Genomic DNA, 12,202 nt, shown 5'->3' on the forward strand with positions numbered 1-12,202 from the left:
ATGAAGACTCAGTAGTCGTAGACCCGGTCCGATTCGTAGAGCGCCCGGGCGCTGGAAGCATCGCGGATCGCAGAGCGAACTCGAGAGCTGGTAATGTCAATAACTCTCATCGTGTCCACTGTCTTCGCCACAGACTCGATCCTGCGGAACTACCCACCAAATTGTTCGGCGAAATCAGATTAGCATCCGGGATAGTGGTCTACGGAACCCCGGTGAGCGCGTCGCTGACGAAAAGGTGACGGCCACCGCATGGTCCTTCGAGAGAACCTTCTACAGCACTCTCGAAAGGACCCATCACGATGACCGCCGCTGCCTCCAGTAGCGACCCTGCCCACCTCCTCGAGGAACAGATCCACCAGGCGAGCCCTGATCTGCTGCGCGAACAACTCCAGCTCATCATCAACACCCTGCTCCCCGCCGAGGCCGAAGCAATCTGTGGTGCCGAATACGACACTACCTCCGAGACCCGCGCCAACAGGCGCGACGGCTACCGCCACCGGGACTTCGACACCCGCGCCGGAACTCTCGATGTCGCCGTCCCGAAGCTGTCGCCGGGATCGTACTTCCCCCGACTGGCTTCTCGAGCGGCGCAAGCGGGCTGAGCGGGCCCTGGCCTCGGTGGTGGCTACCTGTTACCGGCTGGGGGTCTCGACCCGCCGGATGGATAAGCTCGTCGGCTCCCTGGGCAGTGAGAACGCCTCCCGCTCCCAGGTCAGCCAGATGGCGTGCGAGCTCGACGAACAAGTCACCGCCTTCCGAAACCGGCAGTTGAACACCGGGCCCTACACCTTCGTCGCGGCTGATGCTCTGGTGCTCAAGGTCCGCGAGAACGGCCGCGTGGTGCCGGTCCACGCCTTGTTCGCCACCGGTATCAACGCATATGGTCATCCCGAGATCCTAGGGGCCCAAGTCACTTCCAGCGAGGACGGGGCCGGCTAGCTCGGCAACTTCGGCGACCCACTCGCCCGCTGGTTGAACGGGGTCCGGACGGTCACCAGTGATGCTCACCCCGGGTTGAAGGCCGCCATCAGTGTGACCCTGCCCAAGGCATCATGGCAGCGGTGCCGGACCCCCTACGCGGCCAACTTGATGAGCATCACCCCGAAGTCCTCCTGGCCGTGGGTGAAAGCACTGCTGCACAGCGTCTGCGACCAGCCCAACCCCGAAGGGGGCCATACCCAGTTCGACCGGGTCATCGAGGCCTTGGAGGAGAAGCTGCCCAAGGTCGCTGATCACTTCGGGTGCGCCAGGGAAGAGATCCTGGCCTTCGCCGCGTTCCCGAAAACCATTTGGCGCAACTTCTCGTCGAACAACCCCAACGAGCGGCTCAACAAAGAGATCCGTCGGCGTACTGATGTCGTCGGGATCTTCCCGGACCGACACGCCATCATCCGGCTCGTAGGAGCGGTGCTGGCCGAGCAGCACGAAGAGTGGTTCGAAGGCCCCGTCGCTACATGAACCTCGACGCGCTGCAGGCCGCTCAGCAGGTCGGCACCACTGAGACCACAGTCACTGCTGAGATCACCGAGGAGGTGGAGCCCCGCAGCATCGATCCTATCGCCGCGTGACCCCCAGACTCACAGCCTCGAAGGATCACGACTCATACACCATCCGACAGGACTTGACCTCTGAGCCGAGTCCCTGCGTCTCCCTATGAGTGTCCGGCGGGGGCGGGACGCGGGAAGACGGTGGCTTTCACTCCGTCCGGGGCGAGGTCTGCTAATCAGGGCGCCACGCGGCGAGGCTGAGCGCAACATCAGGGGTGAGGTCGTAGCTTGAGCTGCATGACATCCCGTCGAGACCAGGGCCGCCCCAGTGAGCACAACGTACTGCTCGACGAAATCGACCGTCAAGCGATGCGCTACCAACGGCTCTCACTTCGCTTCCTGGCAGCCTCGTTGGTCTGCGGTGCTGTAGCCGGCTTCGTCGCCCTGGCGGGCCAGCCGTGGCTGATCGTGGCCTGCCTGCTGGCGCTGTTGGCGATGGCGGCGAACCTGGTGGCCACGCGGACCAGGTGGCGCCAAAGGTGGCACCGTCAGCGCACTCTGCATGAGGTGCTGGTCTCACAGCGCTGGCGCTACGCGGCGGCACTACCTCCTTACGACGATGAGAACGCCACCGGGCGAATGCTCGGTGAGGTCAACTTCCGCACCGGCGCTGAGATCTCTGAAATCGATGAGGATCTGAAACGGCTCCGTGCCCTGCGGCCCGCACATCTGTTGGCGACCTATCTGGCAGACCGCGTGGAGGATCAGCGGGCCTACTTCCAGAACCGTGCCTCGGTCTTCGCCGCCCGGGCCAAGATACTGCGCTGGGTGATCAGTGTGCTCTACGTGGCCGTCGGCCTGGTGGCAGTCGCGGAGATGGTCGGCTTTGCTGATCAGCACCTGCTCGGCCCCACGGTGGCGGTGGTGACCTCGCTGCAGGTCTGGGCATCTGCCCGGGAATGGGACCGTACAGCACGGGTCTACACCGGCTATACGTATCGTCTCGACGAGATCGCCGCCGACGCCGGAGATTCCACGGTCGGTAGAATTATCGAACGCACCGAGGATGTCTTAGCCGATGAGACCACCCGGTGGCTCGCACTGAACGACTTTGAAGCATTCGATCAGCACTACAGAACTGCAAGATGAGGGGAACGGGGAAGCATGGCACAACGTCGTCAGCGCGATCCGGTAAGGGTCTTCGTCTCGTATAAGAAGCACGACGATTCTTCAGTGGGCGACGGTACTGGTCGGGCTTTCGTCGACGGACTCAGTGGCCAGATACGTGATCGCGCGGGGCAGGCCGGGGTTCCCGTCGAGCTCTGGTATGACCGCCAGCTCGAAGTCGGGCAGCGTTGGAATGAGGAGATCCGCTCCAAACTCCACGCCGCCGATATCTACATCGCTGTCTACTCCCCCGGCTTTTTCGACGAGAACGGTTATATCGCCGCCCACGAACTTCCGGTGATGGTTGCCGCTGCGGCCGACTCCTGTTCCAAGGTCCCTCCGCGGGTGATGTCCATCTCCCGCAGTGTGCTCACCCCGGAGGACATCCCCGCCGAGTTTCCCGAGCTTTCGGCACTGCAAGCCGCCAATGAGGGCAGGCCTCTCGATGCCGAGTCCGAGGAGGCTCAGGATCAGATTACCGAGAACTTCGCCGCGCTGGTGGTTGGCTACGCGCAGAAGCACTATGACGCCCGTGCGGCCACCAAGACTCGCCCGGTAATCGAGGCCTATCTGGGCCAGCTCGTCTCGCATATGCAGGCTCTGGAGACCGACTCCCGAACCTCTCCGGAGGATCCGCTGAAGGCGCCGTTCAAGACACTGATCGAATCCCTGTCTTCCATCCTCGACCGCGCCGAGGCCAAGGTGTCCTTCGAAGCACGCACCACCGATGAGGACGAGATCAGTGGAGTTCGGCTCGACCTGTCGGTGAAGAACACCCGTGGGCTGCTGGTGGGCCACATCGAGCTGAAGAGCCCGCATAAAAGTGCTGACCCAACTCGGCCGCAGGGGTGGACTGCCCATGACCGTCGCCAATGGGAGGTGTTGTCGGCGCATCCGAACCTGATCTACAGCAACGGCGCAGAGATGGTTCACTTCCAGCGCGGGGTCATTCGCTCGAGTGTCAGTCTGGATCCGAACCGGCCCCCCACTGATGCCCAGGCTGGCGAGGTCGCCACGTTGATCGGTGCGTTCCTCCGTGAGCGACCCACCGCTCCTCGCTCTCCCCGTGGCCTCGCTGACCGTCTGGCACCACTGACCAGGCTGTTGCGGGACAAGGTGGTCGGTCACCTGCGCTCTGTAGAGAACACTGACGCTGCCGCGACCAGCCCATTGCTGGGGAAGTATGCGGCCTGGCAACAAGCACTGATACCCAGTGCCACTGTCAAGGATTTCGCTGATGCATTCGCCCAGTGCTACACCTATGCCCTGCTGATCGGCCGGTTCGAAGGCGAACTGCATCTTCCCCTGGATGAGCGCCAGCTCGGCTCCGCGTTGAGGTCGAAGGGCCATGAACTGCTCGGTGACGTGCTGACTGTGATGGTGGGGTCCCAGACGAAGGAGATCTTGGAGGGGCCGTTGGGACTCATAGAGGCTCTGGTCGCCCACGTGGACCCCGAAGCGCTGACCAAGACTCGGAGGGGTGGGCGCCACCAGGATCCCTGGCTGTACTTCTATGAGGATTTCCTTGCCGCATACGATCCGGCCCGCCGCGAGCAGGCCGGGGTCTATTACACCCCGTTGCCGGTGGTCCGAGCCCAGGTACGCATGACAGAGAATGCATTGAAGACCCGGCACGGCGCACGGTTCAGTGATGACAATGTCACTGTGTTGGATCCGGCACTGGGGACTGGCACCTACCTATTGCAGGTCACGGAACAGGCGCTGGCCCAGTCCCGTAGCGGCTCCACTGCCCCGCTGGCCACCTCCTTAGCCCACAGACTCCATGGCTTCGAGCTAATGGTCGGCTCCTACGCGGTCGCCCACCTGCGCCTGACCCAGGCGTTGACCTCCGCCGGAGCTGGGCTCTCCAGTGAGGGCGTTAAAGTGTTCCTCACAGACACGCTGACCGCCCCTGATCCAGCCGAGAAGAACCCGGGACAACTCGTTCTTCTCACCGAGGAGGCTCAGGCCATTTCTTTGGAGCAGCAGCGCTCCTCAGAAGTCAAACGTGCTGACACCCAAATCCGAGTGATTATCGGCAACCCGCCGTACAGTCGGGGCACCCGCGAGAATGCCATCGGCGGCGGCACTGAGGGTTCACGGCCCAACATCATCCTCGAAGACCACAATACCGGAGCCGGTGACCGGATCGCACTGCTGGAGGATTTCAAGAAAGACACACCCGGTGTTCATGTGAAGAACCTCTACAACTCGTATGTTTATTTCTGGCGCTGGGCGATCTGGAAAGCCTGCGAGCAAAAGACCTCTGGCCCCGGGATCGTCTCGTTCATCACCTCATCCTCCTACCTCCGCGGCCCTGGCTTCGCCGGGATGCGCAAGCATATGCGCCAGAAGTTCGACGAGATCTGGATCCTCGACCTCGGCGGCGACAACCGTGGTGCGCACAAGGAGGAGAACGTGTTCGCCATCCAGACACCGGTGGCCATTGTCACCGGGGTTCAGTACATCCACCACGACGATGCACAGCCGGCCCAGGTCTTCTACCGTCGCATCGAGGGCACCAGCGAGGACAAGCTGAATGCCTTGGACGGCATCTCGGAACTCGACGACCGGGATGCATCCTGGACGGCAGTTCACAGTGACCTGACCGACAGCTTCATCCCCTCTGGTGAGGGAGCCTTCCACACCTGGCCGGACATCCGAGATGTCTTCCCCTGGCAGCACAGCGGCGGGGAGTTCAAGCGCAAGTGGCCAATTGCACCCTCCCCCGGTGCACTGACATCCCGCTGGGATGAGCTGTTCGCATCTGGTGAGCCCGATGCCGAGCTGTTCCGCGAGACAGGCGATCGCACAGTCAATCGAGAAACCAACGACATCATCACCGGCGACCGACTCCCCGCGCTAAACAGCACAGCGGGCGTGGGCTCGATGTTAGCGCCAGCGAGATATGGGTATAGATCATTCGACCGTCAGTGGTCTATCCCAGACGCTCGTTTAGCGGACCGAGTTCGACCGGAGCTCTGGCAAGCACACTCAGATCAACAGATCTACCTGACCACGCTGGGCTCCACTCGGCTGGGCGAAGGTCCAGCCGTCACGGTGGCGATTGACGTTCCGGATCGTCACCATTTCCGTGGCAGCTACGGCGGCAAGGACGTGATGCCTCTCTACAGAGACCACGAGGCCGCCACCACCAACCTCACTGAAGGGCTGCTGGAAGCCTTGTCCGCGGAACTGGGCACAGAGCCTTCTACACAGGACGTCGTCTCGTACGTCTTCGGGCTCACCGGGACCGGAGTTTACTACCGACGCTTCGCCGACGACCTTGTGGAGTCGCAGGTCCGCATTCCGTTCACCAAGGATGGGGAACTATTCGCCAGGGTCTCGCAGTTCGGCCGTGAGCTTCTTCGGGTCGCCACCTTCGGGCAGCGGATGCGCGAGCCGAACCGCTACGGAGTCATCGAGCCGTGGGAGATCACCGGGGAGGCCACCCTTTCGGTGGCCACCAGCACCCGGACGGAAGATTACCCAGAGACGTTCGACTACGAAGACGAGAACCGGATCCTCCGTGTGGGTGACGGGCGGTTTCACCATGTCAGCCGGGCCGTCTGGGACTACCGGGTCTCCGGGATGCCCGTAGTGGCGTCGTGGCTTGGCCATCGCATGAAGACCCCCAGCGGCCGTTCCAGCTCGCCGCTGGACAAGATCCAGCCCGAGCGGTGGGAGTTCGACCAGGAGCTGGTGCTTCTGTTGCACACCATCGAGAACATGGTCGCCGCCGAGGAGACCGCAGAGGAACTGTTGGAGGAGGTCGTCGCGTCGGAGACTTTCACCGCAGACGAGCTCCCCAACCCCGCAGACTGGCAGACCAAGCCGCCAAAGAAGGTCTATCATCCTGCCGCGGGACAGACCAGGATGTCTCTGTGAGTCGCACTGCTCACTTCACCGCTGAGGATGCTGCAGCCTGGGTCGGCGACGGAGGTGAGCGCTATGCGCCCACCGGTGATCCTGTTCGTGCCCAGCGGGTCGTTGAGCCGCACCGTTGGACGACTGCTTCCGGGGCTGTCATGGAGGCTAAGCCTGGTGACTGGATCGTCGATGACGACGGGCAGCAGTGGAGTGTCGATGCCGAGGTATTCGCCGAGACGTACGAAGCCGTCTCCGAGGGTCGGTACCGCAAAACTGGAGAAGTCCGCGCCCGCCAGATAGCCCAACCAACGAGCCTGGAGACGCTGGAGGGGAGTGACCAGCTTGATGCCGGTGACTGGGTTGTGCAGAACGCCTCCGGGGAATGTTGGGGCGTCAGTGATGCGAGGTTTCGCCGGAGGTATCAGGTTCTTCACGATTGATGACGTGGACCGGTTGGCCTGACTCCTTGAGGGGTGTGGCGGACCTCTAAATCAGACGGACAGATCCTGGGAAAGACACTCCGTTGAGGTCAGACGCTTCCGGGGGTCACGCCCGGGATCAGGTGACGACACCAGTCCCGCCAGCCCCAGGCCGACCATCTCAAGACTTACAGACGCTTCACTCAACACCGATCTGCATGATGGACCGGGTGGAGTAGTCCTGCGGGCATCCAGCGGCAAAGCCCGCGGTGGTCAGCGCACTCCACTGGGACGGCAGGTTGGAACCGTCGACGGGTGGGAGAGGAAACTCCTTGCCGATACTCGTACAAGGTCCTTGCGGCGTGAGTTGTTCACGATTTCGAGGCACGATCGAAATGGTTGCGAGTAGACGGTATAAGGGAGGATTGCATGACTCTATTCAGGGGCCCGCGATACTTGGATATTTCGAAATTGCTGCCGTTCGCTAGCCATCATGGAATTGCTGCTGATGCCTCAGTGGCAGTCACGGTTCGTGACTCGGAGAGCAGCAAGATGGAAGGTGGTCTCAACCTCGGGGCGACAGAATGGGGCGGAGTCAATTTTCAGCGAGGAGCCAGCGGAGAAGGTGAATACACTCATAACCAAACATTCGGCACGCATCCTGTCAGCGCTCTCAATCGTTTGCTCGACAAACTCGCCGAGGACGCTGAGTATGGCCTTCTTCAGGATGTCCCAGCGCGGCCACTGAAGCGTCAGGACCTCGAGTGTGAGAGGGACTGGGTCGTTTCAGACGCCACTGAGATGGGCTCGACTTTGTCCTCCATGTTCGGGCTTCTGATGAAAAATCCGTCACTGATGCAGTCATCCGATGGCCCTCCTGCGGAAGCTATGGGTGAATTCCTCCAGGAAGGAAACTCCGCAGGAACGTCGTTGGTTCTGGAATCGGCCGAGCGTGATGACCTTGATAGGCAAGTCATCCTCCTGATGGATCGCGGGCACATGTTGCCTGGGGTCGAAATTGCTGACCTGGAGGACGAGCTGACAGTTTTCGGTCAGATCGACAACGTCGTATCTGAGAACTCATCCTACTCCCTTAAGCGCTTCCTGTTGCCTCGTGTGAATCGTCAGTTCAGGCGAAAACTTGACGTCGAAGGCCTTGAAGGGCACTTTGCATCGCAACTCGACATGGAGTGGGACTCGAGCGCTCTGGATACTGAGGGGCCAGCAGTCGTGATTCGTCCCATGGCGATGTATTAGCAGTCACCCGCAATCTGGAGTCGCTGCAAATGCACGCATGCGAACGGACGCCGTTTGGACTTCCAGGTGCAAGCGATGCACCATTTGCCAGCGGGTCGGTGGTCGAGGCTCATGCCAACGAATCGCGGCGAGGCCGTCACGCGCCAGAAAGCCTCTGCGGCAGAGGGGTGCGACGGCTCAGCTAGGTGTCTTGCCCGATTCCTCCTATTGGGTCGCCACCGATCCTTCTTCCAAGTTTGTCCTCTTCGATCAGCAGCGTCGAGGCGCTTTTTGCCACGAGTTGGTTCGCGGTCCTCGCGGGTGCTGAGAACTTCTGCTATTCGTTCCAGCTCTTCGCGGCGCTCTTTTTTCGTCGTCCACCGACGCCGATTGGGACTACTTTGGGCGTCCTTGCCATCTTAATCTGTCATGGCAACGTTTTAGTCTGCTTGGGTGAGTCATGGAAGGTCCTGCGCCCACCTCTGAGGCGCATTGCTCAATTGTGGTCGTCACTGGTCGCCTCCTCGGTCTCGTCAGGCAACTGGATTAGCTAGACGGGGCCGGAGTCCCCCAGCTCGTGGGCGGTCAGTTCCTCGTGCCCGGCCGCCAATCTCAGTCCGAAGGGGATTGGAACGCACGGAGTCTGGCGCCCGACTCGATGAGTCACTACGCCGCCATGTTCCCAGCTGCCGCGCTCGGCGGCGAACTGCACCTGGAACTGTTCGACGAGGACGGATGGGAGGCCTCCACCGTGGTGCTGCCGACGTCGGAATGACGAGTGGAGTCAGGCCGGACCCGGGCGCGCTGGACTCACCGAGACGAGGTCGCCACGAGATCAGGCCCCTGCGCGGCGAGCTCCGGGGCCGAAGGTTCGGCTGGGGCGTCCTGCAGCAGCGGGTCCGTGGTGCGTTCCTCCTCCGGAAGATTCATCGCCGCCTTGAGGAGGTGGCTGAGTCTGCGGGCGTTGTCCAGCCCGTCGTCTTGACCGGCCCAGGAGTCGAACTCGACAGCGATGTTCTCCTCGACGGTGATGATCTCCACCACCGGCCCCTGCTTCTCCCGCTCGGTGAACCGCACATACCGGATGTCTCGTAGCGGGGCCTCCCACTCGAGGGTGCCTTCCTTCAGCAGGGCGTTCTGCGAGGACAGGAACAGACTCTCTGCGGTGACTCCAAGATAGCCGCCGGAGGAGCCGCGCCGACGGTCCAGGCCGACCTCGGCCAGCGCCAGAAGCGTCGCGTGATCCGGCAGCAGCCAGCGGAGGATCCTCAGCGGCTTCTCCGGGGGCTGATCGCGGAAGACCTGCACGTCAGGGTCCGGAACCTCCCGCCTCGGACGCATGCGGTGGCCCAGTTCCGCCACCTTCTCCCCCAGTTCCCGCGCCATCCTCGCAGCATCCTTGAGGTCCCGACGCTTCGCAGTGAACGGCAGGGTGATCCCGCCCGGCAGCTCGGCCAGCAGGCCGCACTGAGATTCCAGCTCGTCCAGCAGATCCGCGACCTTGTCCATGGCCGCACCATGCTCGCGCCGCGTCGTGGCGACCACTTCAGCGAGCAGGCATTCGTTCTCCGGTGAGTCGGCGACGTCGCGGGCGATCCTGCCGGCCCGCAGCACCTGCGTCCGGTGCCAAGAGGCCTCCGCCATGAGCATGCCACGCAGATCAGCCTCGATCCGATCCATGTTCTGCTGGATATAGGCTCGCGGGTCCTTCGCCTTGGGAGCCATGCCTCGGATGTGTTGCTGGACGAACCGGGTGAACAGATCCCGCTGCTTGATCAGATCCGACGTCTTGGTCTCCAACGGGGCGAAGATGTGGTCCGTGACGGCGCCGGCAGCCTGCGCCTCCTGCACCGCACGCGTTGTCGCTTTGAAGAGGCTGTTCATTGTGGCCCACTGGTCCTCGTGGACCTTCTCCAGGATCTCCCGGGTCACGGCCAGGTTCTCGTCCACCCTGCGGGAGACCAACGCCAGCTGCATCTGGAGGCCCAACAGGGCCGCGGCCGGGCCCAACGCCGCCATCACTGACGCTGCCTGCGCACCCGAGGCCGGCGCCCAACGCACTTGGGCCACGATCTCCCCGTTCGCGCCCTTCAGGGCCCCCAGATTCCACCCACCCGAGGTCATCGGCTGGGCCGCCTTGAGCGCCTGCACCGTCTCCGGTGCCAACTGCACGAGCCCCTGGGCCTGGACCGCGCCGGAAGCCGCCTGCACACCGAGATTCCCCAGACCGGAGGCGATCGCCAGGGAGTCGCTCAGCTGCTGACGGGCATGCGAGTCCACCAGCTCGAAGGGCTGGAGATCCAGTCCTGGACAGGGCCCATCGCCGAACAGAACGGCCGTCCCTGGTTCGATCTCCATCAGACTGAAGGCTGGGCCTGCTTCCTCGGAGTCTCGCTGGGCGGTTGATACCTCATCGCCGGACATCATGCGCCCTTTCCCCTCGACCTGATTCATCACATCGTGCCTCATGGTACGTGAATCATGAGCTGCGTCACCGAGGAGCGGTCATCCATGATCGCCTCGTCCAGACAATCGTTGGTTGTGGTCCACTACTCGTGGTGGTGAGACTCGCTGTCCTCGGAAGGAACCCCAACCCCGAGTGCCCACGTCGTGCGTGACTCGTCCGACCCGCGCAGCTCGATGCTCGTCCCGATGTAGTCAAAGTCATCCACGATCTGGCTGGTCTCCCCCTCCTCTGAGCAGGGAATGCTCCCGACGTCGGCATCATCCACGTGCACGCGGGGACCTTCGTCGCCTCCCTCGCACCAGGCGAAGACCGCGGCAGAGCCTCCACCGGGGAGCGTGTTCGTCCTGCCCGACCAGGGGCCGTCCCCGGAGACGTGGAAGGCGAACATGACCTCGTATCCCTGCTGCTCGAGGGCCGACGTCGCCTTGTCCATCCGCACGTGAGCGCCCTCACCGGGATCGGCGGGCTCTGCGCCGCAGGAGCTCATCATCAGTGCGAGCGTCGCGATACCGAGGATCTTCACCATGCGCATACTTCATGCTCTCAGACGACGAGATTCCATGAAGTGCCTGAATCTCTGCCCTGGGAGGTCTCTCGGAGGAACTTCAGCGGCCCCGCTGCCAGCGCCAGATCGTGTGGTCGAAGTCCGTCAGCCCCAGCCCTCGCGCCACCCCGTCCTGAGCGTGGACCGTCTCAAGGATCTGGCGGGCTTGCTTCGAGTCCACTTGAGACATGCCGCGCTCGGTCAGCGCCGCGTTGACGAACCGGGTGATCATGACGTCAGCCTTGATGCCCGGCTGGCCCAGCAGCATCAGAAAATACTCGAAGGTGATCCATCCGAGGCCGCGCACCGAGGTGTAGGCCTTCTTCACCAGCTCAGAGTCTGCGTCCTCAAGATCCCCCGCATATTGGACTCCCAGCTCCAACATGTTCCCGGCAGCTCGTTGCACGACCACGCTCTTCCGGGTCTGCCGACCGTCGGCGACCACGTTGTCACCCAGGATGGATCGGATCTGTGACTCCTCCATACCGACGAGCTGCTGTAGGTTATTGCGAACATCCGGGAAGGCTTCACGGAACTTCTGCACCCGATTGTACACTCCAACCCCTGGTGTCTCCGAGTAATACCGCTGCCGCGCGGAGTACACCGCATCGATCAGTGCGGTGGAGATCTCGTCTGGATAGCCTCCAGGAAATTCCACGAAATGTTCCTCAGGAATGTCGCGCACCGCTTGAGCGACAGCCCCAATGTATGGGTCAGATATCTCCATGGAAATAGGTTCCTGTCGGTGCGGGACTCGTGTGCGATGAACCTTAGCTGAAGGGACTGACATAGGGAACAGCTCTGACGCAGCGCAACACCTCCCCTGCCCCGGGCCCCACCCACGGGCTCATCAGGTCCTGTTCGCCCGCCTGCGCCGCCCACCCTGGACTGACCAGCCCGCTCCCACCAGGATGGGCATCACACCACCCACAGACCTAGGGCATGTCTGACAAATGTGCGGTCCAGGCGATCACCGCGTTGAGGACGACAGCAGCGCGATAGGTCAGCGCGT

The 12,202-nt window shown here is 62.5% G+C and carries 7 protein-coding genes and 1 pseudogene; 5 read left to right on the forward strand and 3 right to left on the reverse strand.

What is annotated here, in order from left to right; genetic code table 11:
- The first annotated feature begins 299 nt into the window (after nucleotides 1-299).
- The 5 genes and pseudogenes from SD455_RS11185 to SD455_RS11205 all read left to right on the forward strand — a co-directional run bounded on the left by SD455_RS11185 (nucleotide 300) and on the right by SD455_RS11205 (nucleotide 8,200).
- A pseudogene (locus tag SD455_RS11185) lies at nucleotides 300-1,568 on the forward strand (IS256 family transposase).
- 216 nt (nucleotides 1,569-1,784) lie between these two features.
- The gene (locus tag SD455_RS11190) at nucleotides 1,785-2,636 is read left to right on the forward strand and encodes a DUF4231 domain-containing protein (RefSeq protein WP_445508142.1); all 852 of its coding nucleotides are present in this window, start codon (nucleotides 1,785-1,787) and stop codon (nucleotides 2,634-2,636) included.
- A gap of 15 nt (nucleotides 2,637-2,651) precedes the next feature.
- Entirely contained in the window at nucleotides 2,652-6,542 is a 3,891-nt protein-coding gene (locus SD455_RS11195; protein ID WP_445508143.1) for a type ISP restriction/modification enzyme, read from the forward strand.
- Nucleotides 6,539-6,964, forward strand: coding sequence for a PGDYG domain-containing protein (locus SD455_RS11200; protein ID WP_445508144.1), 426 nt, complete (start codon nucleotides 6,539-6,541; stop codon nucleotides 6,962-6,964). Before SD455_RS11195 ends, SD455_RS11200 begins: the two co-directional genes overlap by 4 nt.
- Nucleotides 6,965-7,372: 408 nt before the next feature.
- Nucleotides 7,373-8,200, forward strand: a complete 828-nt coding sequence (locus SD455_RS11205) for a DUF6414 family protein (protein ID WP_445508145.1) — start codon at nucleotides 7,373-7,375, stop codon at nucleotides 8,198-8,200.
- 789 nt (nucleotides 8,201-8,989) lie between these two features.
- On the opposite strand, the gene SD455_RS11210 is transcribed toward SD455_RS11205, so the two are convergent.
- The 3 genes from SD455_RS11210 to SD455_RS11220 all read right to left on the reverse strand — a co-directional run bounded on the left by SD455_RS11210 (nucleotide 8,990) and on the right by SD455_RS11220 (nucleotide 11,917).
- Complete coding sequence (locus SD455_RS11210; protein ID WP_445508146.1) at nucleotides 8,990-10,537, reverse strand: hypothetical protein; 1,548 nt, start codon at nucleotides 10,535-10,537, stop codon at nucleotides 8,990-8,992.
- A gap of 191 nt (nucleotides 10,538-10,728) precedes the next feature.
- A complete protein-coding gene (locus SD455_RS11215) occupies nucleotides 10,729-11,172 on the reverse strand; it encodes a hypothetical protein (protein ID WP_445508147.1) in 444 nt (147 codons plus the stop codon).
- A 79-nt stretch (nucleotides 11,173-11,251) separates the two neighbouring features.
- Nucleotides 11,252-11,917, reverse strand: a complete 666-nt coding sequence (locus SD455_RS11220) for a hypothetical protein (protein ID WP_445508148.1) — start codon at nucleotides 11,915-11,917, stop codon at nucleotides 11,252-11,254.
- Nucleotides 11,918-12,202: the final 285 nt, after the last annotated feature.

This window comes from Nesterenkonia sp. K-15-9-6 (assembly GCF_052656005.1).